23 protein-coding genes are annotated in these 26,127 nt (G+C 67.6%); 5 read left to right on the top strand and 18 right to left on the bottom strand.

Annotated features, from left to right (window positions below):
• Positions 1 to 143 precede the first annotated feature (143 nt).
• The 7 genes from L0M17_RS07185 to L0M17_RS07155 form a co-directional block, all read right to left on the bottom strand.
• Positions 144 to 1,925, bottom strand: coding sequence for a DEAD/DEAH box helicase (locus L0M17_RS07185; RefSeq protein ID WP_241053216.1), 1,782 nt, complete (start codon positions 1,923 to 1,925; stop codon positions 144 to 146).
• Positions 1,922 to 3,313 carry an MFS transporter gene (locus L0M17_RS07180; RefSeq protein ID WP_241053213.1) on the bottom strand — a complete coding sequence of 464 codons (1,392 nt, stop codon included), beginning with the start codon at positions 3,311 to 3,313 and terminating at the stop codon, positions 1,922 to 1,924. Before L0M17_RS07180 ends, L0M17_RS07185 begins: the two co-directional genes overlap by 4 nt.
• A gap of 27 nt (positions 3,314 to 3,340) precedes the next feature.
• Positions 3,341 to 3,664 (bottom strand): DUF3039 domain-containing protein, encoded by a 324-nt coding sequence (locus L0M17_RS07175; RefSeq protein WP_241053212.1) that lies wholly within the window; start codon positions 3,662 to 3,664, stop codon positions 3,341 to 3,343.
• Positions 3,665 to 3,725: 61 nt separating this feature from the next.
• A complete protein-coding gene (locus L0M17_RS07170) occupies positions 3,726 to 5,303 on the bottom strand; it encodes a transporter (RefSeq protein WP_241053211.1) in 1,578 nt (525 codons plus the stop codon).
• Positions 5,288 to 6,085, bottom strand: a complete 798-nt coding sequence (locus tag L0M17_RS07165) for an ABC transporter ATP-binding protein (RefSeq protein WP_241053210.1) — start codon at positions 6,083 to 6,085, stop codon at positions 5,288 to 5,290. The genes L0M17_RS07170 and L0M17_RS07165 overlap by 16 nt, the downstream gene beginning before the upstream one ends.
• Positions 6,086 to 6,168: 83 nt before the next feature.
• Entirely contained in the window at positions 6,169 to 7,179 is a 1,011-nt protein-coding gene (locus tag L0M17_RS07160; RefSeq protein ID WP_241053209.1) for a tetratricopeptide repeat protein, read from the bottom strand.
• Positions 7,180 to 7,252: 73 nt separating this feature from the next.
• On the bottom strand, positions 7,253 to 9,016 hold the full coding sequence (locus tag L0M17_RS07155) for a DUF8094 domain-containing protein (protein ID WP_241053208.1): 1,764 nt from the start codon (positions 9,014 to 9,016) through the stop codon (positions 7,253 to 7,255).
• A 326-nt stretch (positions 9,017 to 9,342) separates the two neighbouring features.
• Here L0M17_RS07155 and L0M17_RS07150 point away from each other — a divergent pair, with 326 nt between their 5' ends.
• Positions 9,343 to 10,446, top strand: a complete 1,104-nt coding sequence (locus L0M17_RS07150; RefSeq protein ID WP_372498000.1) for an AI-2E family transporter — start codon at positions 9,343 to 9,345, stop codon at positions 10,444 to 10,446.
• 34 nt (positions 10,447 to 10,480) lie between these two features.
• Here L0M17_RS07150 and L0M17_RS07145 read toward each other — a convergent pair whose 3' ends face one another.
• Both L0M17_RS07145 and L0M17_RS07140 read right to left on the bottom strand, forming a co-directional pair.
• Positions 10,481 to 11,284 (bottom strand): alpha/beta hydrolase, encoded by an 804-nt coding sequence (locus L0M17_RS07145; RefSeq protein ID WP_241053205.1) that lies wholly within the window; start codon positions 11,282 to 11,284, stop codon positions 10,481 to 10,483.
• 31 nt (positions 11,285 to 11,315) lie between these two features.
• Positions 11,316 to 11,672, bottom strand: a complete 357-nt coding sequence (locus L0M17_RS07140) for an Rv1322 family protein (RefSeq protein ID WP_241053202.1) — start codon at positions 11,670 to 11,672, stop codon at positions 11,316 to 11,318.
• Positions 11,673 to 11,743: 71 nt separating this feature from the next.
• Here L0M17_RS07140 and nucS point away from each other — a divergent pair, with 71 nt between their 5' ends.
• Positions 11,744 to 12,445, top strand: a complete 702-nt coding sequence (gene nucS / locus L0M17_RS07135; RefSeq protein WP_241053200.1) for an endonuclease NucS — start codon at positions 11,744 to 11,746, stop codon at positions 12,443 to 12,445.
• A gap of 293 nt (positions 12,446 to 12,738) precedes the next feature.
• On the opposite strand, the gene L0M17_RS07130 is transcribed toward nucS, so the two are convergent.
• Positions 12,739 to 13,830, bottom strand: a complete 1,092-nt coding sequence (locus tag L0M17_RS07130; protein WP_241053197.1) for an IS110 family RNA-guided transposase — start codon at positions 13,828 to 13,830, stop codon at positions 12,739 to 12,741.
• 299 nt (positions 13,831 to 14,129) lie between these two features.
• Here L0M17_RS07130 and L0M17_RS07125 point away from each other — a divergent pair, with 299 nt between their 5' ends.
• From L0M17_RS07125 to L0M17_RS07115, 3 genes are all read left to right on the top strand, one after another.
• Entirely contained in the window at positions 14,130 to 15,212 is a 1,083-nt protein-coding gene (locus L0M17_RS07125; protein ID WP_241050952.1) for an IS110 family RNA-guided transposase, read from the top strand.
• Between the two features lie 212 nt (positions 15,213 to 15,424).
• Positions 15,425 to 16,660, top strand: a complete 1,236-nt coding sequence (locus L0M17_RS07120; RefSeq protein ID WP_241053195.1) for an N-acetylglucosamine-6-phosphate deacetylase — start codon at positions 15,425 to 15,427, stop codon at positions 16,658 to 16,660.
• 273 nt (positions 16,661 to 16,933) lie between these two features.
• On the top strand, positions 16,934 to 17,137 hold the full coding sequence (locus tag L0M17_RS07115; RefSeq protein ID WP_043119926.1) for a cold-shock protein: 204 nt from the start codon (positions 16,934 to 16,936) through the stop codon (positions 17,135 to 17,137).
• A 95-nt stretch (positions 17,138 to 17,232) separates the two neighbouring features.
• On the opposite strand, the gene L0M17_RS07110 is transcribed toward L0M17_RS07115, so the two are convergent.
• From L0M17_RS07110 to L0M17_RS07075, 8 genes are all read right to left on the bottom strand, one after another.
• Complete coding sequence (locus L0M17_RS07110) at positions 17,233 to 19,734, bottom strand: DUF2156 domain-containing protein (RefSeq protein WP_241053192.1); 2,502 nt, start codon at positions 19,732 to 19,734, stop codon at positions 17,233 to 17,235.
• 47 nt (positions 19,735 to 19,781) lie between these two features.
• Entirely contained in the window at positions 19,782 to 20,213 is a 432-nt protein-coding gene (locus L0M17_RS07105; RefSeq protein ID WP_043119928.1) for a DUF2550 domain-containing protein, read from the bottom strand.
• A gap of 9 nt (positions 20,214 to 20,222) precedes the next feature.
• Positions 20,223 to 20,504, bottom strand: coding sequence for a F0F1 ATP synthase subunit epsilon (locus L0M17_RS07100; protein ID WP_241053191.1), 282 nt, complete (start codon positions 20,502 to 20,504; stop codon positions 20,223 to 20,225).
• Between the two features lies 1 nt (position 20,505).
• Positions 20,506 to 21,957 carry a F0F1 ATP synthase subunit beta gene (gene atpD, locus L0M17_RS07095; RefSeq protein ID WP_241053190.1) on the bottom strand — a complete coding sequence of 484 codons (1,452 nt, stop codon included), beginning with the start codon at positions 21,955 to 21,957 and terminating at the stop codon, positions 20,506 to 20,508.
• Between the two features lie 63 nt (positions 21,958 to 22,020).
• Positions 22,021 to 22,911 carry a F0F1 ATP synthase subunit gamma gene (locus tag L0M17_RS07090; RefSeq protein ID WP_241053189.1) on the bottom strand — a complete coding sequence of 297 codons (891 nt, stop codon included), beginning with the start codon at positions 22,909 to 22,911 and terminating at the stop codon, positions 22,021 to 22,023.
• A 90-nt stretch (positions 22,912 to 23,001) separates the two neighbouring features.
• The gene (atpA, locus tag L0M17_RS07085; protein ID WP_241053188.1) at positions 23,002 to 24,639 is read right to left on the bottom strand and encodes a F0F1 ATP synthase subunit alpha; all 1,638 of its coding nucleotides are present in this window, start codon (positions 24,637 to 24,639) and stop codon (positions 23,002 to 23,004) included.
• A gap of 93 nt (positions 24,640 to 24,732) precedes the next feature.
• A complete protein-coding gene (locus L0M17_RS07080; RefSeq protein ID WP_241053186.1) occupies positions 24,733 to 25,563 on the bottom strand; it encodes a F0F1 ATP synthase subunit delta in 831 nt (276 codons plus the stop codon).
• Positions 25,563 to 26,114: a F0F1 ATP synthase subunit B gene (locus tag L0M17_RS07075; RefSeq protein WP_241056345.1), complete on the bottom strand. Its 552-nt coding sequence runs from the start codon at positions 26,112 to 26,114 to the stop codon at positions 25,563 to 25,565. The genes L0M17_RS07080 and L0M17_RS07075 overlap by 1 nt, the downstream gene beginning before the upstream one ends.
• Positions 26,115 to 26,127: the final 13 nt, after the last annotated feature.

Genomic DNA, 26,127 nt, shown 5'->3' with positions numbered 1-26,127 from the left:
CAGCGAAGGTGACCGCGCGACCGGAGGGCACCCGGCGAAAGTGACGGCGCATCCAGAGCGCACCCAGCGAAGATGACGGCGCAACGGGTGGGGCGTCGGGACGGTGAACCCGGCGTCGAACAGCGCTCGTGCGGGTCGCGCGGCTAGGCGCGCCCGATGAACCACTCCTGCAGCTTCTTGAGTCGCGCGCGCAGCTGATCTTCACTCGCCTGAGCGACGGCGGGACCACCGCACACTTCCCTCAGTTTCGTGTGGACGACGCCGTGGGGGGTTCCGGTACGGGCGCTCCACGCGGAGACATTCTTGGCGAGTTCGTGGCGCAGGTCCATGAGGAGACGGTGGTCCGGAACTCCGGCCGGGGACGACGACGCGGGCTTGGACTTGCGCCGGGACACCTGCTCGTGCTGGCGCTGGCGGAGCAGCATCGCAACCTGGTCGGCGTCGAGCAGACCGGGGATGCCGAGAAAGTCGAGTTCCTCGTCAGAACCGATCTCACCGCCCGTACCGAACTCACCGCCGTCGAACAGCACCCTGTCGAACGCCGCCTGAGACTCGAGCGCCTCATATTTGCCTTTGGCAAGCGTGTCCGAGGCTTTCTCTTCGCGGTTCGCCTCGTCGAGGAGGGACTCCTCGAGGTCCATGATCCCGTCTTCGTCGGACGAGGGTCGGTCCAGCGCGTGGTCCCGCTCTGCCTCCATCGAATTCGCGAGCGCCATGAGCTGGGGCACCGAAGGGAGGAATACCGACGCCGTCTCCCCCCGCCGTCGTGCGCGCACGAACCGCCCCACAGCCTGGGCGAAGAACAGCGGCGTCGACGTCGACGTCGCGTAGACGCCCACGGCGAGGCGCGGCACGTCGACCCCTTCGGACACCATGCGAACCGCAACCATCCATCGCGATTCGTCGGCGGAGAACTCCTCGATCCGGCTCGAGGCCTTCGCGTCGTCGGAAAGGATGATGGCTGGCGATTCGCCCGTGATCTTCTTCAGCTGACCCGCGTACGCGCGCGCATCCTCGTGGTCGGTCGCGATGACGAGACCCCCGGCGTCAGGCACAGTGCGCCTGACCTCGGTGAGCCGTCGATCCGCCGCGGCGAGGACCGCGGGGATCCACTCTCCCTGCGGATTGAGGGCTGTCCGCCACGCCTGCGCGGTGACGTCCTTGGTCACGGCGGCTTCACCCAGCGACGCGGCCATCTCCTCGCCTGCGCTCGTGCGCCACCTCATCTGCCCGGAATACGCCATGAAGATGACTGGCCGCACCACATGATCACGGAGCGCCTGGCCGTAGCCGTACGTGTAGTCGGCCTTCGAACGGCGGATCCCGTCTGCGTCCTCGACGTAGTCCACGAACGGGATGGGCGACGTGTCGGAGCGAAAGGGCGTACCGGTGAGGGCGAGCCGCCGCACGGCGGGATCGAACGCCTCGCGCAGACCGTCGCCCCACGAGAGCGACTCGCCGCCGTGGTGGATCTCATCGAGGATGACCAGGGTCCGAGCAGCCTCGGTCTTGGCCCGATGGAGGAGCGGCTTGCTCGCCACCTGGGCGTAGGTGACGGCGACGCCGATGAAGTCACGCCCGTGTCGGCCGTCCGAGTTCTTGAAGTTCGGGTCGATCGCGATCCCAACACGCGCAGCCGCATCGGCCCACTGGCGCTTGAGGTGGTCGGTCGGGGCCACAATCGTGATTCGGTTGACGAGCCCCCGGTCGATCAGGGTGGACGCGACGCGGAGCGCGAAGGTCGTCTTGCCGGCACCGGGGGTTGCCACCGCAAGGTAGTCCTTCGGCGCTCGCTCGAGGTACTTGTCGAGCGCTTCCTGCTGCCAGGCGCGCAGCTTGGGCGCGGTGCCCCAAGCTGCCCGCTCAGGGTAGGCCGGGGAGAGCGCTCGCGAAGACTCCGGTCCGCCGAAGAGCGTATCCGTCACGCCCGATCCGCCTCACGGACAGCGGGCAACGGCGGGCTGGTCCTCGACCCCGCAGCCCCGCTCAGGAACGCGGAGACGGCGAGGGCACCGACCAAGAGGGCGAAGGCACCAGGCCCGGGGACCATGTCCGGGGTCAGCATCAGGGAGTACAGCGTTCCTGCTCCGGCGGTTCCAATCACTCCACCGAGCATATCGGCCAACTGAAGTGAGGCCGAATTCCTGCCGCGCTCGGCCGCGTCGCTCAACTCGAGCACGAGCACCGACGTCGTCGACGTCGCCAGGCCCATCCCCATGCCCGCGACTGCCCACGCCGACGCGAGCAGGAGCGGGGGAGCCTGTGCAAGGACCACGAGAGCGACGGCACCCATCGAGGCGGCCACCACCGCAGGGCCAACCACGAGAAACGCCGGCCGTGGAAGCCAGCCTTTGGTCTGCGCGAAGGAGCCGACGGTCCAGCCGAGCGCCCCGCCGGTGAGCGCGAGTCCCGCGATCGACGGCTCGAGCCCGTAGCGGTCCACGAGCATGAGGGGCACGAACGCCTCAGCCCCGAAGAAGGCGAGCGTCAAGAGCCCGCGAACGACGACGACGGCGGGCAGCCCGCGCGCGACGCGGAAGGATCCGGCTGGCAGAAGCCGGGGAACGGTCAGCACAACGGCAGCCAGCCCGGCGGCTCCCAAGAGCGCGAGGACCACGGGCGTGACGGCAGTCCTGATCTCCGGATCGGCAGATGACTGCGCCGCCCACTGAGCTACCGCGACGCCAGCGGCGAGCCCAGCACCGAGAAGGGCACGACGACGGCCCTCGCCTGCCACCATCGACTTCTCCTCGGGCGCGCCCAGAGACTTGACCCGAGGCCACATGAGCAGCACCGCCACGACGACGATGGGAACAACGCCGAAGAAGGCCCAGCGCCAGCTCACATGCTCTGCGAGAAGTCCCGAGACGTACGGGCCGACGAGCGAGGGAACGACCCACGCCGCGCTGAACCAGCCGAACACAACGGGTTGGAGCACCGACGGCAGTGCTTGGCCGATGATCACGTACACGGGCACGATCATGAATCCGGCGCCTGCCCCGGACACCATGCGGCCCATCGTGAACACCGTGAAGTCCCAGGCTCCGCCGCACAGGAGGAGCCCCCCGCACATAAGGAAGAGACCCGTGAGCAGGGACGGGCGTGGGCCCGCCCGATCGCTCCAAGAGCCAGCCGCCGCCGTAGCGGCCAAGGACGCGGTGAGATAGAGCGAGAAGGCTAGGCCATACGAGCGCTGCCCTCCGAGGTTCGCGGCGACCACGGGCATCGCCGTGGTGACCGCCATCGCCTCGAAAGCGCTGCACGTGACAATGGCCAGGAGCCCTATGACGAGGCCGCGGTAGGCCCGGGACATAAGGCCCCGGGCACCACCCGTGGCCACTTACGCGTCGTCGCCGTTGTTGCCGTTATTCCCGTCGTTGCCGGGGCGGAGACCCTCGTAGATCTCTTTGCACGTGGGGCAGATCGGGAACTTCTTCGGGTCCCGACCTGGAGTCCACACCTTGCCGCACAGGGCGATCACGGGTTCTCCGGTGAGGGCGGACTCCATGATCTTCTCTTTGCGGACATAGTGCGAGAACCGCTCGCGATCGCCAGGCTCGAGTTCCTCGCGGACCTCCTCGCGCTCGATGGTCGCCGTTGAACCGGCAGCCGAGGGTTCCCGCGGATCATTCGCATACGGGTCGAAGGGGTCAGCTGTGCTCATTACTCCATGCTAGCAACGGGCCCCGACATTGCCGGGGCCAAATCGTCCGCCGAGGAGTGCCTCATCCGGAGCGAACGAGGGAGGCATAGACCTCCGGCCCGCGACGGTCCAGCCACATTCCCCCGAGGGCTATTCCTAGGACGAAGAGGGCGCTCCCGAGGACGACGCCGACGAGAAGCGCGGCCCAGCCGTACCCCGTCTCCCCCGTCCCGACTGAGAGCGCCACGAGCACGATCTCGGGCAGGACGAGCAGGCCAAGAGTGAGCAGGCCGCCGATCTGGACGAGGAACGTCTGCGTGGCGTTGCCGGGCGGACGCTTGAAGGGACTCTCGCCCGGGAGCGGAACGGTCACGGTGAACCTCGAAGACACGACCGAGGCGAGCCCGCTCCCACTCAGCAGGACGCCCAACGCGAGCCCCAGGTATCCGGGCAGAAGGTCCCACCGTCCTGAGACCACGAACGGCACGAGCGCGATCACGATCGCGCCTGGCACTGCAAAAGTCAGGAGTGCGAGCGCCCTCCCCCAGCGGTCGGCGCGGCCGCGGACGCCGGATGTGAGGTGGAGCGAGAACGCGGTCGAGTCGTAGGAGACGTCTGTCGCGAGCGACCATGCGAGGAGGAACGCGGCCAGCGGGCCCGAAAGGAGGAACACGTCGGACTGGTGCTGCTGTGCCGAGGTGAAGAACAGGATCACCGGGACGAGCGGGACGATGATGAGCGCGGTTCCATAGCGCGGGTCACGGACCCAGTACGTCAGGGCCCGAGCGGCAACCGCACCGGCCGGGCTGGCTGGCATCCACCCGAACGGCCCCAGCCCCCTCCGCCCGGCCTTGCTCCCAGAGGACGCCCGGCTCGAAGGAGTGACAAGCGCCCGCGCCAGCGCACGTGACCAGGCCCAGGCCGCGACGACGAGGGACGCGACCGCAATCAGGAGTTTGGCGAACGCCTCGAGCAGATGCCCCTCGGCGACCGCGCCCGGCACGGCGAGCGCCGCCCCGAGCGGCGTCCACGCGAGGACCTGCGCGAGCGCGCGCATCGCTTCGAGGTTCGTCTCCATTCCACGTATCGCAATCCCGACGATGGGCCCGAGCAGGACGATAGGAACCATCATGACCATACGGCTGCCCTCGCGGAACCGCCGCGACGTGGCGAGGTCGGTCACTGCGCTCGCGACGAGGCGGCTCACCACGATGCAGAGACCGAGCGCGAGCGCCGCGCCCACGACTCCCGCGCTGAATGTGAGTGGGCCGCGCGCCCACGTCACCGCCGTCGCGGCGAGGGCGACGGCGGTGCAGGCGCCTGGCACGCCGATGATGCCGGCCAGTGCCTGGCCGACTAGCAGCCGGGACAGCGGGATGGGATAGAGCGCGAAACGCGCAGGATCAAGCGTGAGGTCGACGCCGGAGATCAGGATCGGCGCGAAGGCCCATCCGGCGACGAGTGCAGACCCGCCGAGCACGACGATGGGTTCCGCGATGCCCGGGTCTTCGAGGCGCAGCAGGACGAGGCCGAGGACGGCGAGGAACAGCAGCCCGAGCCCGTAGAGCGACCCGATGATGAGGCCGACGAGCTGTCCCACGCTACGGCGCAGGCCGTTGCGCAGGAGCACTAGCTTGAGGGTGATCAGGTGCGCAACCACGAGAGCCCCTCCGCCGGACCGTGGCCGCCGACGAGTTCGACGAAGCGGTCCTCGAGCGTCGACTCGCCCCTCACCTCGTCGACGGTCCCCGCGGCCAGCAGCTGGCCCTGGGCGACGACGGCGACGTGGTCGCACATCCGCTGCACGAGGTCCATCACGTGGCTCGAGACAATCACCGTTCCGCCGGAGTGGACGTAGTCGGTCAGGATGGCGCGGATGTTGGCGGCGGAGACGGGATCGACCGACTCGAACGGCTCGTCGAGGACCAGCAGGCGCGGCGCATGCACGAGGGAGGCGGCGAGCGCGATCTTCTTGGTCATGCCCGCGGAATAGTCCACGACGAGGGTCCGCGCATCGGCCGTGAGGTCGAACGCTTCTAGGAGGTCACGGGTGCGTGCCGCCACGGTCGCCCTGTCAAGGCCGTGCAGGAGGCCCGCATAGGTGATGAGCTGCTCTCCGCTGAGCCGGTCGAAGAGCCGGACACCGTCGGGCAGCACGCCCATGAGACGCTTGGCGCCGAGCGGGTCCTGCCATACGTCGATGCCCAACACGAGCGCTGTCCCCGCGTCCGGGCGCAGAAGACCCGTCGCCATGGACAAGGTCGTCGTCTTCCCGGCACCGTTGGGACCAACGAGCCCATAGAACGACCCGGTGGGCACTTCGAGGCTGATGCCATTGACGGCCGGCTTGCCTCCGAAGGCCTTGGCGAGGCCTCGGATCGAGAGCGCCGAACCGACGGGGTACCCCGCACCCTCAGGCACGGGGTAGCTGGGCAGTGTCATGAGCTCACGCTAGCAAGCCGACCGAGCAATGGGATCCCTCCTACGGAGGACACCCCGAGGAGGAATCCTCCCGGTCCGGGGGACTAGAAGAGCGCGCGGGCAAGCTGCTGGCGAGCCGAGCTGACGCGCGGATCCGTCGTGCCGACCACTTCGAAGAGCTCGAGCAGGCGCACCCGGACCTGCTCACGCTCAGGCCCGAAGTTGCGCCCGATGAAGCCCACGAGCCGCGCAAACGCGTCCTCGATGTGGCCCCCCACGAGGTCCAGGTCGGCTACCGTGAGCTGCGCGTCGACGTCGTCAGGTGACGAAGCTGCCGCGGCGCGTGCCCGATCGGCCTCATCCTGCCCCAGAAGCTCGACACGAGACATGAGGTGGACCTGCGCAAGCATGGCCTTGGCCTCATGATCGGCGGGGTGTTCGGCGAGCTCTTTCGTCAGGGCGGCCTCAGCCGCGGCATAGTTGCCCACCTCGAGCGCCTCGTACGCCTCCTGGAGGCGTGGCGGGAGGGGAGGCTCTGCAGGCTCGGCCGCCGACTCGCCGTCGACTGTGCCCGTCACGCCGTTGGCCTCTGCGACGCGGAGGAGCTCTTCGAAAAGCTGGCGAGACTGGGCTGGGGCAGCCGCTCCCTGGAAGAGCGGGATCGGCTGCCCCTTCAGGAACGCGATGGCAGTGGGAACGGCCTGGACCGCCAGAGCTTGGGCAAGCTGGGGGAACGCCTCAATGTCCGCCGTCGCGTACGCGAGGCGTCCGCCGTAGCCCGCGACTTCAGCGGCGAGCTCGTCCCGCATGCGTTGCGATTCAGGCGAGTACTGCGCCCACAGGAGGACGACGACCGGCACCTGGGCCGAGAGCTGCACGAGTTGGGGGAAGTTGGCCTCGTCGATCTGAATCGTCTGGCCGGCCTCCGGCTGCTCCCCGCTGGTGGTCCCAGCAGGCGCGGAAGAACTGCCTGCTGTAGTGTTCCCCGCGCTGGCATTCGCCGTATGCGCGGGTGGCGTCGCTGTGGCGCGCGCCTTGAGCGCCGAGAGGTCGACGGCGCCGCGGAGGCTCATCGAGGGCAGAGGGCTTGGCTGGCGGGAACCGGGAACGCTCATGCCTCCACCATAGTGCGAGGGGCGGAGACGCTCACAGCGCCTCCGCCCCTCGCGAAAATCTCGTAGGTGAGGGCTAGCTCACGCTCGCGCCCACGAGATTGCGAGTCGCCGATACGAGGGTGAGCTGCTGCTTCGAGCCCACCGGCGGAATGTACAGCGCGACGGACTCGAGGAATTGGAGGCTCATCTTGGTCGTCGCCTCCTTACCCCCGGCGAGGGCCGCAGCATCGTCCTGGACGGTGAGCTTGTCGCCAGCCGACTTGGGCGTACCGTCGATCGTGAACTGGAGGGCCGCGATGACGAGCGCTCCACCATCCGCGGTGCGATAGGCGACAGTGTCGTTGCCGGTCGGGCTATGGGTGAACACGAGATTGCCGTTCGGGCTTGCGTTCACAATGTCCGACTCGTAGCCCAAGGTGTCCTTGATGTAGGCGTTGTCGGGGATGTTGTCCTTCCACGAGCCGTTGACGTTCGTCAGACGGTCGCCGAGACCAGCCAGCGCGAGGTTCGGGCTGTAGGCAATCCCGTCCTTCGAGTCGAGCCCAACCTGCTGGGCACCAGCCCTGAGGGCATTGGGGAAGGTCGCGGCCGGGAGAAGCGGGGAGGCCTCGACCAGCTTGTAGTTGGACCGCGCGTCGTTCTGCTTGAGCGTCAGGACCTGCGGCGTCGTATTGCCGTCGCCCTGCGTCACGGCGACGACAGTGCGGGGCCAGCTGCGCTGGACCGTCACGACGGTCGTGAGGAGGCGAGAGCTCCGGACTGGCGCGAGGGCCGCCGCGGAGGACACCGACGCACGGATCTTGTAGTTCTGGGTCCTCGCCTGAAGCGCCGAATCGTCGACGCGAGGCTGCAGTTTGGTAGCGTCCTTGGCCTGATCGCCAGCCGCGACGGTGGTCGCGACCTGGTCAAGGATCCGCTGGAGCTGCTCGTCGACAAGGACCTTGTCCTGAGCGTTCGGCGCCGCGCTCGGCGAGGCCGAGGGGCTTGCGCTGGCAGAGCCGGACGGGCTGGCCGAGGGCGCAGGGCTGGCAGACCCGGAGGGGCTGGCCGAGGGAACAGGGCTCGGCGCGGCTTGGGCAGCGGCCGCACCGCCGGTGAGGGCAAGGACGACGGCGGCCACAGCCGACGCGGAACGGGCGACGGCGCGGCGCTCGACGCGCCCGGCGGCGGGGGCGTCAGGCTGGGAGCCCCGCGGAGTGGCATTCGGACCCCCAGAGGCAGTCACGCGCTGCCCGGAGCCGGGCCAACGGCCCTTGAGCACAATGAGCGCGACGCCCGCGAGGATCAGGAGGCATCCGAGGACGATGAGCGGAACGCCCCATGGAGTCGTCGCGTTGCTGGGCCACGTCACGGTGATGTTCTGCGGAGCGGGCTTCGTGCCGTCTGTAGCGACGACGAGCTGCCAGTTGCCGTTGTCCGGGAGGTTCCAGTGGTAGTCGAGGGTGCCGGAGGCGTTTTGGGTCGTCGCGAACGTATCGGCACCGGCTGGCGAGGGCGCCGAAGGGTCGCCCGCCGTATAGTTCACGGTCAGCTGCTTTCCGTCAGCTGAGCCTCCGTTGATCGTGGTGTGGGCCGTCTTGCCGACCCAGGCGGCGACGTCGTCCGGGCGCCCAGTGGCAAGGACGAACGCGCCGTCACCCTTGATCGATATCTCGGATTGCCCTCCCCGGAGGCTCTCGAGCTTTGAATCGATCACGGTCAGCGGGGCCGCCTTCGTGCCGGCGGGGAGAGTCGCCGTCACAGTGCTGGGGGGCGCCCAGAACGTCAGCTGGCCGATGCCGGCCACAAGAGCTATCAGGCCCAGCAGCACGAGCGCGGCTGCGGTCTTGACTCGCACAGAAAACACCTCACGTCGGGGAAGGGGACGGTTAATGGTAACCAAATCGTGATCTGAAGGCCGAGTCGGACTCTTCGGATCACAGTCCCTTCTCCCTCTCAACCGCGAGATCACGCGGCTGATAGGGTGACAAAAGGCCCGATTGGAAGGCAGAAGCTGTGGCAGACGAACCGGATCGAAAGCCGGATGACAGTCCGGCCGGACTCGGGAGACCCTCGCGGGAGGAAGCCCGTGCCCGAGCGGTCGGGCGGCAGTGGGATATGCGCTCCTTCGCGACCCGGCTTCGGCGCCCGATCCCGGGAGCACAGCCGCGTGTGAGGTTCCAGATGCCCCCGCTCCTCGAGGCCGCCGAACCTGAACCCGAGAGCGAGTTCGGCAAACCGGGACCGCGCATGTCGACCCAGCACCCTGTCTACGTCGGCTTCATGGGCACAGTCGGCGTCGGCATCGCCCTTGCGCTCTACTACATCACCCAGCACACGACACAGCTTCTCGTGTGGATCCTGACCGCCCTCTTCATCTCCCTCGGCCTGGACCCCGTGGTCCGCTGGCTCGAGGGACGCCGCGTGCCACGCGCTGCAGGGATCGCGATCACCCTGCTGGCACTCCTCGCCATCTTCGCGGCATTCTTCGGGACTCTCATCCCAACGCTCGTCGACCAGATCAGCCAGTTGGTCACCGCGTTCCCCAACTGGATCAACAGCATCGTGCACTCGGACTGGTACCGCAGCCTTGACGAACAGTTCGGAATCAAGCAGCGCATCACCGATGAACTCCAGAAATTCGGCCAGAATTCCGAGGCGGTCACGAACGTCTTCGGCGGCGTGCTCGGCGTGGGCACCACGATCGCCAACACGACGTTCGGCGCGCTCGTCGTCCTTGTCCTGAGCCTGTACTTCCTCGCCGCGCTCCCGGCCATCAAGGCCTGGGGCTACCGTCTCGCCCCCCGCTCGCGCAGGGCTCGGGTCGAGGCGCTCTCGGAGGAGATCACTCGGTCGGTGGGCAACTACGTGATCGGCCAGGTGTGCGTTGCGGTGCTCAATGCGACGTATGCGTTCATCGTCATGAGCATCCTCCAAGTGCCGTTCGCCGCGCTCCTCGCGTTCGTGGTGGGGTTCCTCGCGTTCATCCCGCTCGTAGGCGGCGTGATCGCCGGCACGACGATCGTCCTGGTTGCCCTCACGGCCGGCTGGCAGACCGCCGTCGTGCTTGCCATCGCGTATTTCGGCTACCTGCAGTTCGAGGCCTACTTCGTCTCGCCTCGGATCATGCAGAAGGCCGTCGCAGTCCCGGGCCCGGTCGCCGTCATCTCGGTCATTGCGGGCGGCAGTCTCTTGGGCGTCCTCGGGGCCCTGATCGCGATCCCGACGGCAGCGGCAGCGATGCTTCTGATCCGGGAGGTCTTCATCGTCCGGCAAGACCAGCACTGACCCTCAGGCCCCGGCTCGGTGGCCTGCCCGGGGGTCAGCCGGCAGCGAGCGCGATGGGTCCTTCCCACGATGTCGGCAGGCCCGTTCCCTCCCCTGGGGTTCCGCTGGTCACCGTCGCCACGGTCTCGCTGAGAACGCGCTCGACGAACTTCTCCCCGACCCACAGGTGCTTTGCGCCGTCGACCCCGATGACCTTCGCCTGCGGCACGGCCGCGAACCGCTCGCGCGCCTCGGCTGGCCGCAGGTAGTCGTCGTGCTCAGGCACGAGCACGGTGAGCGGCTTGCCCGACGACGCCCATCTGGCGAGGTCCTCCTCGCCCGCTCGGTGGAGGGGCGGCGAGAGCAGGACTGCGCCTTCGATCTGCGGCTCGACCGGCGGGAGCGCACCGTATTTCAGGGCCAGCTCCGTCCCGAAGGACCAGCCGACGAGCCAGCGCCTCGGAAGCCCCCGCTCGGTCGCGAAACGTACGGCGGCCTCGACGTCCGCCCGTTCGCCGATGCCTTCCTCGAAGCCGCCCTCACTCGTGCCGCGGGGGCTCGAGGTCCCGCGGGTGTTGAAGCGGACGACGGCGATGCCCGCGAGCGCCGGCAGCCGGAACGATGCCTTCCGAAATACGTGCGAGTCCATGAAGCCGCCGTGGGTGGGAAGCGGGTGGAGCGTCACGAGGCTCGCCTTGGGCTCACCCTCCGCAGGCAGTGCGAGTTCGCCGACGAGAGTGAGCCCGTCGTCGGTCCGAAGTTCGATGTTCTCGCGGCGAGCGGGCAGTACCGTGTTCGCGCGGATGTCCACGGGACCTGACGTCGGGGCGAACTCGTAGGAGGCAGGATCGAAGGGCATGACGCCAGAATATCCGCCGCCTCTCCCGCCCTTACCGATATCTGTAAGTGCGCGTCCGCCAGCAGTGCGTGTGCCAGTGCCTCCGCTCGGCGATGCCTGCCTCCTCGCCGAACAGGTGGTCGTCCGCCCACACGACGAGATGGGCGACTCCCGGGGGGATCGTGCGGGAGCAGCCCGGGCAGGTGTACTCCTTCGCGGCATTCCGAGTCGTCACCTGTCGGACGCGCCAGTCGCCGTCGGGTGCGGACTCGAGCCGCGCGAAGCCGGCAAGGACCCGTTCGAGATCGAAGTCCTCGCCGCCGTCCTCCGGTTTGGACGCACCGGATTGGCGGCCGCGACCACCGGACACGGGGCGTGCCGGACGACGGGGACGGTTGGAACGCGGCATGCCCTCATTCTCTCGCGCCCTCGGGGCTGATCCGTCACGACCCTGCGCGTCCGCGGCGGTAGAGTTCTCGGGTGCGACTCGTCATTGCCCGCTGCTCGGTGGACTACGAAGGCCGCCTCAAGGCCCACCTCCCCCTCGCGACCCGGCTCCTGCTCGTCAAGGCCGACGGTTCCGTCCTGGTTCATTCCGATGGCGGCTCCTACAAGCCCCTCAACTGGATGAGCCCGCCCGCCAGCCTCCGCGTCACGGCGGGGGACGCCGAGGGAGTCCAGTTCGAGGACGGGGTCATCGAGCAGTGGACCGTCCAGTCGACCAAGTCGGACGACCGCCTCATCGTGAACATCCACGAGCACCTGCATGATTCGAGCCACGAGCTGGGCGTGGACCCGGGGCTCATCAAGGACGGCGTCGAGGCTGATCTCCAGCGGCTCCTTGCCGAGCAGATCGAGACGCTGGGCACCGGGTACACGCTCATCCGCCGCGAATACGCGACCGCGATCGGCCCGGTCGACATCCTGGCCCGGGACGCCGACGGGCGGACTGTCGCCGTCGAGCTCAAACGGCGCGGGGATATCGACGGCGTCGAGCAACTCACCCGGTACCTCGAGCTCCTCAACCGTGACCCGCTGCTCGCGCCCGTGCGGGGCGTCTTCGCGGCGCAGCAGATCAAGCCGCAGGCTCGGGTCCTCGCGACCGATCGGGGCATCGACTGCCTCACACTCGACTACGACGCCATGCGCGGCGTCGACGACTCCGAGAGCAGGCTGTTCTGATATGGAGTGGTGTGCTGTCAAGTGGGCATGGTGAGGTGCCGTCGGGGTAACTTCCCGGCGGCACCTCGGGTGCTTCGCTGGGGTTGGGGTGGCGAGCGTGTCGTGGTCGACGCGCGGTCAGACTGATATGCGCGGGTTGGCTACCGCAGGACGGTGTTTCGGCTGGAGCTGGGCCGCGTGTCTAGAAACGAGCGTGGACCCCCTCCGGGGCCTGCTCATAGAACGGGCGCGGATAGCTCCACGCGCTGCCGCCAGCCTCATAGTCCCCGGCGAAGCGGTCTGCGGTGGGGGCCTTAGTCGTCCATGACGGCCAGGGACCAGCACCAGCCGGCCAGCTCGCGGGCAATGGCGACATCGGCCACGGTGGGGCGCTTGCGCCGCTCGAGGAATGTCACCCAGCGGGCGTGCAGGCGCCGGTTTCCCTCATCGCCGTGCACGCGCGCAGCCGGCGGGGCGAGCTCCCACCGCTCCTGCATGGTCCTGCCCACCGTGTAGCGGGGCCGATGGTGCCAGGCGGCCTCGACCAGGAGCCGACGGACGTGCGCGTTGCCTGTCTTCGTGATCGGTCCCTGGGCGCGGGAGGAGCCTGAGGAGTGCTCCGACGGGGTCAGCCCGACGAAGGAGCCGATCGTCGCCCCGGTGAAGCGGTGCCAGTCCCCGATCTCCACCGCGAGGGCGAACCCGGTCAGGGTGCTGACTCCGCGCAGGCAGCCCAGCCGGTGCACCAGGGGGGCGAACTCGCTTGCCGCGGCAAGCTCCTCGATCGCGCGGTCGAGCCGGTCCCGACGGGCCTTGACAGCCAGGACCGTCTCGTAGTCCGAGTCGAACGCCGTCCTGGTAGCCTCCGAGGCCAGCATGGGAGCCGCATCCCTGCGCAGCCACGCGTCATGGGCCCCGGTCCAGGCATCGCCGCCCTCGTAGACGATCCCGTGGCGCAGCAGCAGCTTCGAGAGCCGGTGCCGGGCGCGCATCAGGTCCCCGCGGCAGTCCTCCCGCGCCCGGACCAGATCCCGGGCGGACTCCTGCTCCGCGGTCGGGACAGAGACGGGGGTGACCTCGTCCAGGCGCAGCAGCCTGGCCAGATGGACCGCGTCCCGGGCATCGGTCTTGACCCGGTCCCCCGACGGGCGCTGGAGCCGGGACGGGGCGGCGACCACGCACCTGACCCCCTGTGAGGTCAAGGCCCTCGAGAGCCCGAACCCCGTCGGGCCAGCCTCGTAGACCACCGCGACCGGGCCCGGAAGACCAGCAAGCCAGCCCGTGATCGCCTCCTCGGACGGGGCGAGCCTGGCCTGCACCAGCTCGCCGGTCACCCCGTCGATCGCCGCCGCGGCAACCGAACGGGCGTGCACATCCAGCCCAACACTCGTACGCTCAATGAACACCTGTGAGTCTTGGAGCGGCTGGTCCGGGACCGGCTGGCAGGGTAGGTGCTGGACGCCTTCTCCTCGGCTGTGACTCGAATGAACACTGGCCCCTTCATAGGCCTTCGCCCCGAATTGTCCAGCCATGGGGGTTGGTGCCCGGCGCCCGCCCGGCCCACACCGATGGCTTGATCAGAAGACTGCCCGACCCCTGCGGGGCCGTGGCCCATCACAGGAATGCCTCGGAGTGACCTTCACCCGGGCCGACGCCGGCCGCGCCGCGGCCAGAAGCATCTGCCCCTACTCGAGGAAGGAACCCCGTGGCCGCGAAGACTACTGTCGCACAGACGCGCCCGTTCGTCATCGGCGTGGACACCCACGCCCGCACCCACACCCTTGCCATGGTCCGCGCGGCGACCGGTGAACAGCTCGGCTGCCAGCAATTCCCGGCCACCGCGGCGGGCATGCGGAGGGCCCTCGACTGGGCGGCCCGCCGCACGGGAGGAGACGCAGACGCACTCTGGGTCATCGAGGGAATCGGCAGCTATGGAGCCCAGCTCGCAGCGGCAGTCGTGAAGGCCGGCTTCGAGGCTGTGGAAGCCCCCAGGGGCTACGTTCGCTCACGAACCACCACAGGGAAATCCGATCCGCTGGACGCGGCCGCGATCGCGGCCGCAGCCCTCCCGCTCGAGGGCACCCGCCTGCGTATCCCACGCCAGGATGAGGGCGTGCGCGCTGCCCTGCGAGTGCTCATCGCGGCAAGGGAGCAGATGACGCTCGAGCGCACGGCCAAGGTCAACGCACTCACTGCCCTGGCCCGGACCGTCGACCTCGGGATCGACGCCCGCCGGCCCCTCTCAGCCACCCAGGTCACGGAGATGGCGCGATGGCGGGCACGGGAAGAGGGCGTCGCGGCTGCCACCGCCCGGACGGAGGCGGTCCGCCTTGCCAAACGAATCCGCGTTCTGGACGAGGAGCTCGCGGACAACCAGCACTGCACATCCGAGCTCGTCAAGGCTAGCCCCGCCGCGCCCCTGCTGGAGATGACCGGCATAGGACCGGTCACCGCCGCCGTGGTCTACACCGCCTGGTCACACCTCGGGAGGGTCCGCTCCGAGGCCGCTTTCGCCACTCTTGCCGGGGTCAGCCCCGTCCCGGCTTCTTCCGGGAACATCGTCCGATACCGGCTCAACCGAGGAGGCGACAGACGCCTCAACCGGGCCCTGCACATGGCCACCATCACCCGAATGGTCCACGATCCCGACAGCCGTGCCTACGCCGAACGACGCACAGCCGAAGGCAGAACCACACGCGAGATCCGTCGCTGCCTCAAGAGATACCTCGCCCGCCACCTCTACCGCACCCTCAACGCACTCCACCGCGACGCACTCGCAGCAGCTTGACGCGACATAGAAGATTCGGGGCCTCCCCACGCATGTCGGATAGGCCGGGCAGGGAACTCTGTCCGGTAACCCACGAATCTGCGCGAGAGAGGCCCCGGCCCGCAACCACCCACACGAGGCGGTCACTCCATACCGTCTAGTCCATAGTCGCCGAGCCGCTTCGAAACGACAGAAGACGGACGCGGCCGGGCCTGCTCGCCTATGATCGTCGTATGAGCACCCCCTCCTCCCAGCAGACCCGCCTGGTCGCGCGCGGCCGCATCGTGAGCGACGGGGAGATGCTCGACGCCGGTCTGGTCGCCATCGAGGGCGACCGGATCGCCTACGCGGGGCCGGCCGCGGATTTTGACACCGCCGAATTCGGCGGCGAGGAGCTTTCTCTTCCCGACGGCGCACTCCTGCTCCCCGGGCTTGTAGACCTCCATTGCCACGGCGCTGCCGGGGGTGACTTTCCGAGCGGAGATGAGGAAGCAGCGCGGCGCGCGCTCGACTTCCTTCACCGCTCGGGGACAACTGGGCTGCTCGCAAGCCTCGTCACCGCCCCGCCCGAAGATCTCCTGAGGGGCGTACGGCTGTTCGCGCGCCTCGACGCTGAAGGCCTCGTCAGCGGAATCCACCTCGAGGGCCCGTTCCTCTCGTCCGCGCGCTGCGGAGCCCAGAACCCGGACTTCCTGCTCGAACCAGACATCGGCCTCGCGGAGGACCTCATCGAGGCCGCCGAGGGGAACCTCGAGACCATGACCTATGCGCCAGAGCTCCCCGGAGCCGCGGCGCTCGTGGACCTTCTCATCCAGCATGGCGTCACCCCGTCGCTCGGGCACACGGACTGCGACGATGCCACAGCCGAGGCTTCCTTGGCCCAGGCTACCGACGAGCTGACGACGGCAGGGTTCGACGGCGAGGAAACCCTTCCGACAGTGACCCACCTGTTCAACGGCATGCCGCCGCTGCACCACCGCTCGCCGGGTCCAGTCGCCGCGTGCCTACGGGCGGCCGCGGCAGGGCGCGCTGTGATCGAACTCGTCGCGGACGGCGTGCATCTTGACCCCGCCACAGTACGGACCGTCTTCTCGCTGGTCGGTGAGGAGAACATCGCGCTCGTGACCGACTCGATGGCGGCCGCAGGGCTCGGGGACGGCCAGTACATGCTCGGGCCTTCGGCCGTCACTGTGCGGGATGGCGTCGCCACCCTCGACGCCAACGGGGCCATCGCCGGCGGCACGGCGACCCTGCTCGAAGTCGTCCGCACGACCGTGGAGGCCGGCGTCCCGGTCGCAGCGGCCGTGCGTTCGGCGACCGCAGTCCCCGCAGAAGTGCTCGGCCGGATTGACGAATTCGGGAGCCTGCGCCGCGGCCTGTGTGCGGACCTCGTAGCGACCGATTCGGAACTCGGCCTCGCCGCAGTCGTGCGTCGGGGGCAGCTCCTGCCCCTTCCGAACGCAGGCTGAGTCCCTCGATTCAGAAATTGTTCTCTCGGAATTAGGGCCACGTCTTTCTATGCCATTGACCGTGCCTTCCGAGCATGATTGGCTATAACCAGTCTTGAGTAGTCAGCAGTATCTGTGAGCTAGCAGCTTGTTCAGCTAGCAGAACATGCTCGCAAGACCGTTGCGAGCGCGAAGCTCCTGATAACAGTGCGTGTCAGGTTCTTCCCGCGGAGTAACTGGGCTTTCCGCACCGGCGGAAGGCCATCGATCGGCAATCCACAGGAGAATCAAGGAATGGCACAGGGAACCGTCAAGTGGTTCAACGCTGAGAAGGGCTTCGGCTTCATCACTCCGGACGACGCCGAAGGCGACGTCTTCGTCCACTATTCGGAGATCAAGTCGACGGGCTTCCGCACGCTTGAGGAGAACCAGCGCGTTGAGTTCGAGATCGGCCAGGGCTCCAAGGGCCCGCAGGCCACGGGCGTTACTGCCCTCTGACCTCGGCTTATTCGCACGGGGCCCCGGGTAACTCCGGGGCCCCTGTTGTTTGTCCTCTGTGAATATTCTTGACCGATAAGGTCACTAATCGCCGTTTACCTTACGAGGCTCCGCAGTAGGCGCATGCGATGTCTCGTCGTGATACCCGGCAGATACGCCTCGGCCAGAGCCCTGCCAATGGCAGGGAGATGCAAGGTGTCCTGGTAGTACATGTAGAGCGCATGGTATTCCGGCTGGAAGTGGGATTTGAAGCGCGCGAGCGAACGGAACCCATAAACGGGCTCGAGGGCCTGACCGGTCGCGTCGAGAATCCGGCCGAGCAACTCGTCCTCCCCCTCCACAGCCGCGCGCTCTCCGCTCATGTCGGACGAAAGCGGTGAGCCTGAAAGCGAAATGGTGTCGACCGCGGAGCGGAGCTGGGTTACCGCCGAGGCCACGAGGAATTCCATCACTCCGGGGAACCCGTCCGGGCTTCGCCTCATGAAGTCGAGGGTCCAGCTCACCACGCGGCCTTCACGGTAGACGGGGAGCCAGCTCGTCGCGCCGTGAAGCGTTCCCTCGCCATCGACCGCGAGGCACAGCAGGACTTCCGGATCCATCAGCTCATCGAGGCCGCCCAGCGTGAACCCCATGTCTGGGAGGGCCTTCTGCGCGGACCACTCCTCAGCGAGAACGTGCAGCTGCGACCGCCGCTGAGGGCCGAGGGCCACGTAGCGTGACCATTCGGCGCGGACCCCGAGCTTTCGGGCGCGGTTCACGGCCGTCCGCACGTTCTGCCAGTCCTTGCCCTTGAACTCGAGCTCCCGCACGCGAAGACGCGTCTCCTTGGCGACCTCGACCCGTCGGAAGCCCCGGTCGCGCAGGAGCGGCCAGAACTCCTCTGTGACGGAATAGAAGCACGGCACGAGGGCGTGGCGCGAGCAGTACCCGATGAAGCCCTCGACCGCGGCGGTCCAACGCGTCGCGGCGCCGATCGGACCGGCAACAGACAGCGCAACCCGGCCGTGCTGCTGGAAGGCGATGCCCGCCGTCGACCGCTCGTCGAACCAGAAGCGGTTCGGCGGCCAGAGCGTCATCCACGAGAGGCTTCCGCCCCCTTGATGCACAAGTCGCCTGGCAAGCTGCAGGCTGTCGTCCCGCCTTCCGAGGGTCTGCTGGCCACGGAGGACCGCGACGCTGACGCCGACGAGCGCTGCGGCCCAGACGATGAGCCCGCTGTACGTGAAGAGCCACAGCTCAAGGGGACTGCGGTTCCGGAAGATCGGTGCATAGGTGATCGGGATGGGCGAGGGCACGTACTGCCGGAGGATCTCCCCCAGGAGACCGAGCACTCCCCCAGGGAGCCTGATGCCCCCGTCACGCAGCCACAGGAGGACGTAGACAGTCACGAGGCCACCCACGAGCACGACTCCGGCGATCTGAAGCCTGCGGCGCGTTCCGCGAGACGTCTCGACGGGAAAGAGGTCCCGGTGCATCCAGAGCAGGATCACGAGCGCGAGGGCACAGGCCGCGACCGGCAGCAGATGGACGAAGCCGGAACCGAGGATGCCGATGCGGCTTCGCTCCGGCCGGTAGGGAATCCGCAGGAAGAGGGCAAGGTAGCCGACGGTGAGCACCGCGACCGCGAGTTGAACGAAGATTGCGACGCGGAGCGCGACCGAACGGCCGCGACGGAGGCCTTCGGCGCACACCAGGAGGATCAGGATGGGGAAGAGCGAGGTGAGGTAGCCTGCTGCCGAGAGGACGGTGGGCTGGCCTGCCTGCAGGCACTCGCTATCGACCGTCCCGCCGCAATACTGCTGCAGCTGGTTCAAGGCCGGGAGCGGGTTGAGGACCATGTCCCGCACGAGGGCCAGCGGCCCGCTCGGGCTATGGCTGAACGCGGTGAGGACCGGCCCGACTGCGACGAACGCCACGCAGAGCGCGAGCAGATTGCGCCGCTCCCGGATGCTGGGGAGCCTGAAGGTCCGCTCTGTGACGCCGCTGCGGAACCACCAGCCCACAGCAAGGCCCACGAGAGCCCCGATCAGCCCGAGCACCGTCTCGGAGTGGCCGATGTAGAGAACGAGCATTCCGGCCACAGCGAGGACGACGGCGCGCAGGCGTCGCCGAACGAACGCGCGCAGCATCCCACTGGCGCCGAGACCGCAGACGAGGGCCGCCGGATAGGGCCCTAGCACCGGCACGTCAACCATGGCCCCGATCCAGTTGTCACCGGCCCACTGCGCTACTTGGGCCACTGCAAAGAACGCGATAAGGCTCACGATCTGGCCGCCGAAGAACAGCAGGACGGTCCGGAGCGGGCCGAAGGCGCGTTCCGCGAAGGGCACGAGGGCGCCAATGACAACCGTCCCCGCGAGATAGGCGAAGGGATTTGAGGCGAAGAAGATCGAGGTTGCCACGCCCCACCACTGGCCGGAGCGCAGCGATGCGAAGTCGCCGCTGATAAGGCTGTAGAGCCGGGCATTCGGGCCCGAGAGAATGCTGCCGGTGGCCGCCCCGACGATCCAGAAAGTGCCTATCAGCGAGAGCGTGACCGGATAACGGCCGATCGACAAGAGCCAACGGGCCGCGCCAGCCCGCACCGTGTCGACCAACGGTCGCGTTTCTGTCGCTTCAACCTCGGTCGTCATACGGTCGGAGGTCAACGCCACGTTCCGACGCCGATTACTGGCCCCGCCTCGAGCCATGATGCAAGACCGGCGTAGGCCCGGAAATCCATCGCGAAGCGAACCTGGCTGCCCAGATGGGTCAGCTCCACGATCACGACGTCGGCCTGCACCTTGGGGCGCTCGGCCTCGGTCGGCATTCGGCGGCCCTGAAGAACGAGCGCACTGCGCGTGAACCGGCGTTTGGGAAGTGGGCTGAGAGAGAGCAGATCGAACCACTCGAGTTCAGTGTCCTGATAACGGCAAACCCCCATCCGCCATGCCCCGGAGGACAGGCTGATGGAGGCATCCACCGTGCCGAGGGTGCGCCGCAGGACAAAGCGGCGCACCCCGAGGGCACAGAGCAAGGCTGCAAGGAGCAGGAAGACCGCTGCCAGGACGATGAACGGAAGAGCAGAATCGTCCATCAACGAGGGCTAACGGGTCCCCGCGACTGACTCGCTGATGTGGGCGTTGTCGGCGACGATCACCACGCGGTTGGTGTCCACCGAGAAGAAGCCGCCGTCAGCCTCAACCACAATGCGGTCACCGGAGACGGGCTGGATCTCGATGGTGCCCTCGTGCAGGATCGCAAGGACCGGGGTGTGGCCGGGCAGGATCCCGATCTCACCGTCGGCCGTCCGGGCCTTCAGCATCTTCGCGCCGCCGGACCACACGAAGTGGTCCGCCGCCACGATCTCGACTTCAAGTTCGGCCATGCTACTTCGTCGATTCCTGGATCTTGGCCCAGTTGCGCTCGACGTCGTCGAGGCCACCGACGTTGAAGAACGCCTGCTCCGCGATGTGGTCCAGCTCGCCGTCGCAGATTGCCTTGAAGCCCTCGATGGTGTCCTTGATGGAAACCGTTGAACCCTCGACACCCGTGAACTGCTTCGCAGTGTAGGTGTTCTGCGAGAGGAACTGCTGGATGCGGCGGGCGCGGGCCACGACGATCTTGTCCTCTTCGGACAGCTCGTCGACGCCGAGGATCGCGATGATGTCCTGCAGTTCCTTGTTCTTCTGAAGGATCTGCTTGACCCGCACCGCGGTGTCGTAGTGGTCCTTGCCGATGTACTGCGGATCGAGGATGCGCGAGGTCGAGGAGAGCGGATCGACGGCCGGGTAGAGGCCGCGAGAGGCGATCTCGCGCGAAAGCTCGGTGGTCGCATCAAGGTGCGCGAACGTCGTCGCCGGCGCGGGGTCCGTGTAGTCATCGGCAGGGACGTAGATGGCCTGCATCGAGGTGATCGAGTGGCCGCGCGTCGAGGTGATGCGTTCCTGAAGGACGCCCATCTCGTCGGCGAGGTTCGGCTGGTAGCCAACAGCAGAAGGCATGCGGCCGAGCAGCGTCGAGACCTCTGAACCCGCCTGGGTGAAACGGAAGATGTTGTCGATGAACAGGAGTACGTCCTGGTTCTGCACGTCGCGGAAGTACTCCGCCATCGTCAGCGCGGACAGCGCCACGCGAAGACGGGTTCCCGGCGGCTCATCCATCTGGCCGAACACGAGCGCCGTGTCCTTGAGCACGCCCGCCTCGTCCATTTCGACCCAGAGGTCATTGCCCTCACGAGTACGCTCGCCAACGCCGGCGAAGACCGACGTGCCGCCGAAGTTACGGGCAACGCGGGTGATCATCTCCTGGATGAGAACCGTCTTGCCGACACCAGCGCCGCCGAAGAGGCCGATCTTTCCACCCTTGATGTACGGGGTGAGGAGGTCGATGACCTTGATGCCCGTCTCTAGCATCTCCGTCGAGCCCTCGAGCTGGGCGAACGAAGGCGCCTTGCGGTGGATGGGCCAGTAGTCGGAAGCCTGGATCTCGGACTCTTCGACGTCCAGCGGCTTGCCGAGCACGTTGAAGATGTGGCCCTTGACGCCGTCGCCGACCGGAACCGAAATCGGAGCACCGGTATCCTGGACCTTGGTGCCGCGAACGAGGCCGTCGGTGGCCTGCAGCGAAATGGCGCGAACGAGGTTGTCGCCGAGGTGCTGTGCGGTCTCGAAGGTGATGGTGTGCGTCTTGCCATCGAGCGTGAGCTCGGTGGTCAGGGCGTTGTACATCTCCGGGATCGAGTCCGCGGGGAACTCGACGTCGACCACCGGACCGATCACGCGGGCGATCCGGCCCGTCGCGCCGGCGGTGGCAACCGCTTCGGGGGCAGTGGCAGTCATGTCTCTCACTTCTCCAGTTTGGCGTGTAGTCAGTCTATTGAGTGGCCCAGGGCTCCGGGGGCCTCAGGCGTTCAGCGCATCTGCGCCGGCGATGATCTCGGTAAGCTCCTGAGTGATCTCCGCCTGGCGGGCGGTGTTGCGCAGTCGCGTGTATTTCTTGATCAGATCGCTCGCGTTGTCACCCGCGTTCTTCATCGCCCGCTGTCGCGACGCGAGCTCGCTCGCGGCCGAATGGAGCATTGCAGCGAAGATCCGCGACTCGATGTAGCGCGGAAGGAGCGCGTCGAGGACCTTCTCGGGCTCAGGCTCGAATTCGTAGAGCGGGAGGATCTCATTGGCCTCTGATGCCTTCTCGGAGACAACCTCGAGCGGGAGCAGGCGGATGACGACCGCCTCCTGGACCACCATCGACCTGAACGACGTGTACACCACGTGGATCTCGTCGACTCCGCCTTCCTCATAGGGCGCGGAGAACGCCTCAAGCAGTACCTTGCGGATCTCCCGGGCGCGCTCGAATTCGGGGTTGTCCGTCTGCCCCGTCCACACCTGCACGTACGCGCGGTTCCGGAAGTCGAAGTACGCCTGGCCCTTACGGCCCACGAGGTACGTCGCAACTTCCTTGCCCTGGCTGCGCAGGAGCTCCGTAAGGGACTCTGCCCGCTTGAGGATGCTTGCCGAGTAGGCGCCCGCTTGGCCGCGGTCGGCGGTCAAGACGAGGACGGCAGCGCGACGGACATTCTCGTGCTCCGTGGTCAAGGGGTGCTCGAAGTCGCTCGTGGAGGCAACCGCCGAGACCGCACGGGTGATGGCCCGCGCGTACGGCAGGGAGGCCGCGAGACGAGCCCGCGCCTTTCCGATACGGGAGGTGGCAATCAGCTCCATCGCCTTGAACATCTTGCGCATCGACGTGGTCGAGGCAATCTTCTGGCGGTAGACCCGGATCTGGGCACCCATTCTTGTCCTTTCCTGTCCATCGCTGTCCCATGGGGCCGCGGAGCGGAGCTGCCCTCCGCGCCGGCGGCCACCGCGGGTCATCGAGTGGAATCAGTGCGTCTGCTTGACGATCCGTTCCTGGTTGACATCGCCCTCAGAAAGAGCCTCGTGCTCCTCGCGGCCAGGGGCGACAAGGTGGCTGTCGCCCTGCCCGAAGAAGCCCTGCTTGAAGTCCGTGATCGCAGACTTGAGCGCCTCCACCGTGTCATCCTCCAGGACGTTCGTCTGTGCGAGCGTCGTGAGGATCGAGGTGCGGTGCTTGAGGTACTCCAGGAACTCGGCCTCGAAGCGGCGCACGTCTTCGACGGGAACGTTGTCCAGGTAGCCGTTGGTGCCGGCCCAGATGGAGACGACCTGCTCCTCGACGGGGAACGGCGAGTACTGCCCCTGCTTGAGGAGTTCCATGAGGCGGGCACCGCGGGTCAGCTGCTGGCGCGAAGCGGCGTCGAGGTCCGACGCGAACATTGCGAACGCCTGCATGTCGCGGTACTGCGCCAGGTCGAGCTTGAGCGTGCCCGAGACCTTCTTCATCGACTTGACCTGGGCGGCACCGCCCACGCGCGACACCGAGATGCCGACGTCGACAGCCGGACGCTGGTTGGCGTTGAACAGGTCGGACTGGAGGAAGATCTGACCATCGGTGATCGAGATGACGTTGGTCGGGATGTACGCCGAGACGTCATTCGCCTTGGTCTCGATGATCGGCAGACCGGTCATGGAGCCGGCGCCAAGCTCGTCCGAGAGCTTTGCGCAACGCTCGAGGAGGCGCGAGTGCAAGTAGAAGACGTCGCCGGGGTACGCCTCACGTCCCGGCGGCCGACGCAGGAGGAGCGAAACGGCGCGGTAGGCCTCAGCCTGCTTCGACAGGTCATCGAAGATGATGAGGACATGCTTGCCGCCGTACATCCAGTGCTGGCCGATAGCCGATCCCGCGTACGGTGCGAGGTACTTGAAGCCGGCCGGGTCGGAAGCCGGGGAGGCCACGATCGTCGTGTACTCGAGGGCGCCCTGATCCTCGAGGGTCTGGCGCACGGCCGCGATCGTCGAGGCCTTCTGGCCGATGGCCACGTAGATGCAGCGAACCTGCTTGGTGACATCGCCCGAGGCCCAGTTGGCCCTCTGGTTGATGATCGTGTCGACCGCGATCGCGGTCTTGCCGGTCTGGCGGTCGCCGATGATGAGCTGGCGCTGGCCGCGGCCGATCGGGATCATGGCGTCGATGGCCTTGAGACCCGTCTGCATCGGCTCGTGCACGGACTTGCGCTGGGTGACGCCCGGGGCCTGGAGCTCGAGGGCGCGGGTGGACTCCGCAGCGATCGGGCCGAGGTCGTCGATCGGCTGGCCGAGCGGGTCGACCACGCGGCCGAGGAAGGCATCGCCCACCGGAACGGAGAGGATCTGGCCCGTGCGGTGCACCTCCTGACCTTCCTCGATGCCGGCGAACTCGCCGAGGATGATGACGCCGATCTCGCGAACGTCGAGGTTCTGGGCGAGGCCCAGAACGCCGTTCTCGAACCGCAGCAGCTCGTTGGCCATGACCGAGGGAAGCCCCTCGACACGGGCGATGCCGTCGGCGGCCTGGACGACGGTCCCGACCTCGACACGCTCGGCGGTTCCGGGTTCGTAGGACGCCGCGAAGTCGTTCAGCGCATCGCGGACGTCATCGGCATTGATGGTCAATTCGGCCATCTGCAGTCCCTGCTCTCTACATCTCGTGGTCATCATCGGTGCAGTCCTCGCTGTGATGACCTTCTTGTGTGGTTCGAAGTGTGCTGTGGCGTATCAGCCGGTCTGCCCCGCGACCTGGCGGCGCAGTTCTGTGAGCCGTGCCAACGTCGAGGCATCGAGCACCTCGTCGCCGACCGTGATGCGGAGGCCGCCCAGCAGCTGTGGATCGAGCGTCGTGCTGATCTTGAGCTCCCGGCCGTACAGCCGGTTGAGTCCGGTCTGCAGCCGCTCCTCCTGCTGATGGGTCAGGGGCCGCGCTACGACGACCTCCGCGATCCAACGCTCCTGGCGCTTGGCGGCCAGTGCGGCGAAACGCTTCACGAGCTCCGTCGGCTTGAGGCCGCGCGGGTCTGCCGCCGCCTGACCGATGAGCACCCGTGCCTCCTCGGAGGCCGCCGGCACAAGACGGAGTGCAAGGGCTCGCTTTGCCTCGGCCGTAGCCTGCGGCTCGCTGAGGGCCGCCTGCAGATCGTGGCTGTCGTCAACGGTGCGCACGAATGAGAACAGGTCGTTCTCAAGTCGCTCGAGGCCGCTCAGCCCCAACGCCCCGCCCCTCTGTTCGGCGACGGCGATCGCCACAGTCGCTGCCAGGGTCTCGAGTGCATCGCTGATGTCCCGGGAGCCCGCCCACCGCTGTGAGGCCAACTGGGACACGATCTCCACCGCGTCCGTCGAGGCCTTTCCGGCGAGAAGCCGCTGGACGAGAGAAGACTTCTCCGCACCCTCGCGGGACGGGTCCGTGAGGGCTCGGCGGAGACCTGCCGAGCCGTCGAGGACCCGCAGGATGCCGAAGAGCTCATCCGCCAGCGACAGCGACGCCGTGGGCAGCTTTGTCTCCAGGTCCGCCAGCACGGTGGCCAGCGATTCGCTCGATACTCCTGCCATTACTTCGCCGCACCTGCGTTCTGGGCTTCCAGGTCCGCGAGGAAGCGGTCGACCACGCGGCTTGCACGCGCGTCGTCGTCCAGGGACTCGCCGACAATGCGTCCGGCAAGCGTCGTCGCCATCGTGCCGACCTCGGTACGGAGCGAGACGAGAGCGTGCTGACGCTCGGCCTCGATCTGCACGTGGGCCTGCTCCGTGATGCGCGCGGCCTCAACGGCAGCGCGCTCCTTGAGCTCGGCGAGGATCTGAGCGCCCTCTGCGCGAGCCTCCTCCCGGATGCGGTTCGCCTCGGTCCGGGCGTCGACAAGCTGCTGCTTGTACTCCTCGAGGGCGGCGGAGGCCTCGGCCTGAGCCTTCTCGGCCTTCGCGATGCCACCCTCGATCGCCTCAGCACGTGCTGCGAACGTCTTCTCGAACGCCGGCACGACGAACTTGACAGCGATGAAGAGCAGGATGGCGAAGCCGATCGCGGTGACAAGCACCTCCCACCAGTTCGGTACGAGCGGGTTGGCACCCTCGGTGGCTGCTGCTTGCACCATGAGCTGATGCATGTGGTCCACCCCT

The organism is Sinomonas terrae (assembly GCF_022539255.1).
Classification (GTDB): Bacteria; Actinomycetota; Actinomycetes; order Actinomycetales; family Micrococcaceae; genus Sinomonas; species Sinomonas terrae.
Note: the sequence above shows the minus strand (reverse complement) of the source record. Positions and strands in the feature narration are given on the sequence as shown.

Bases quoted from the DNA above. Each gene is read 5' to 3' on its own strand.
- L0M17_RS07180 (WP_241053213.1), bottom strand. From the start codon at position 3,313: ATGTCCCGGGCCTACCGCGGCCTCGTCATAGGGCTCCTGGCCATTGTC.
- L0M17_RS07175 (WP_241053212.1), bottom strand. From the start codon at position 3,664: ATGAGCACAGCTGACCCCTTCGACCCGTATGCGAATGATCCGCGGGAA.
- L0M17_RS07165 (WP_241053210.1), bottom strand. From the start codon at position 6,085: ATGACACTGCCCAGCTACCCCGTGCCTGAGGGTGCGGGGTACCCCGTC.
- L0M17_RS07160 (WP_241053209.1), bottom strand. From the start codon at position 7,179: ATGAGCGTTCCCGGTTCCCGCCAGCCAAGCCCTCTGCCCTCGATGAGC.
- L0M17_RS07150 (WP_372498000.1), top strand. From the start codon at position 9,343: ATGCCCCCGCTCCTCGAGGCCGCCGAACCTGAACCCGAGAGCGAGTTC.
- L0M17_RS07145 (WP_241053205.1), bottom strand. From the start codon at position 11,284: ATGCCCTTCGATCCTGCCTCCTACGAGTTCGCCCCGACGTCAGGTCCC.
- L0M17_RS07140 (WP_241053202.1), bottom strand. From the start codon at position 11,672: ATGCCGCGTTCCAACCGTCCCCGTCGTCCGGCACGCCCCGTGTCCGGT.
- L0M17_RS07120 (WP_241053195.1), top strand. From the start codon at position 15,425: ATGAGCACCCCCTCCTCCCAGCAGACCCGCCTGGTCGCGCGCGGCCGC.
- L0M17_RS07115 (WP_043119926.1), top strand. From the start codon at position 16,934: ATGGCACAGGGAACCGTCAAGTGGTTCAACGCTGAGAAGGGCTTCGGC.
- L0M17_RS07105 (WP_043119928.1), bottom strand. From the start codon at position 20,213: ATGGACGATTCTGCTCTTCCGTTCATCGTCCTGGCAGCGGTCTTCCTG.
- L0M17_RS07100 (WP_241053191.1), bottom strand. From the start codon at position 20,504: ATGGCCGAACTTGAAGTCGAGATCGTGGCGGCGGACCACTTCGTGTGG.
- atpD (WP_241053190.1), bottom strand. From the start codon at position 21,957: ATGACTGCCACTGCCCCCGAAGCGGTTGCCACCGCCGGCGCGACGGGC.
- L0M17_RS07090 (WP_241053189.1), bottom strand. From the start codon at position 22,911: ATGGGTGCCCAGATCCGGGTCTACCGCCAGAAGATTGCCTCGACCACG.
- atpA (WP_241053188.1), bottom strand. From the start codon at position 24,639: ATGGCCGAATTGACCATCAATGCCGATGACGTCCGCGATGCGCTGAAC.
- L0M17_RS07080 (WP_241053186.1), bottom strand. From the start codon at position 25,563: ATGGCAGGAGTATCGAGCGAATCGCTGGCCACCGTGCTGGCGGACCTG.
- L0M17_RS07075 (WP_241056345.1), bottom strand. From the start codon at position 26,114: ATGCATCAGCTCATGGTGCAAGCAGCAGCCACCGAGGGTGCCAACCCG.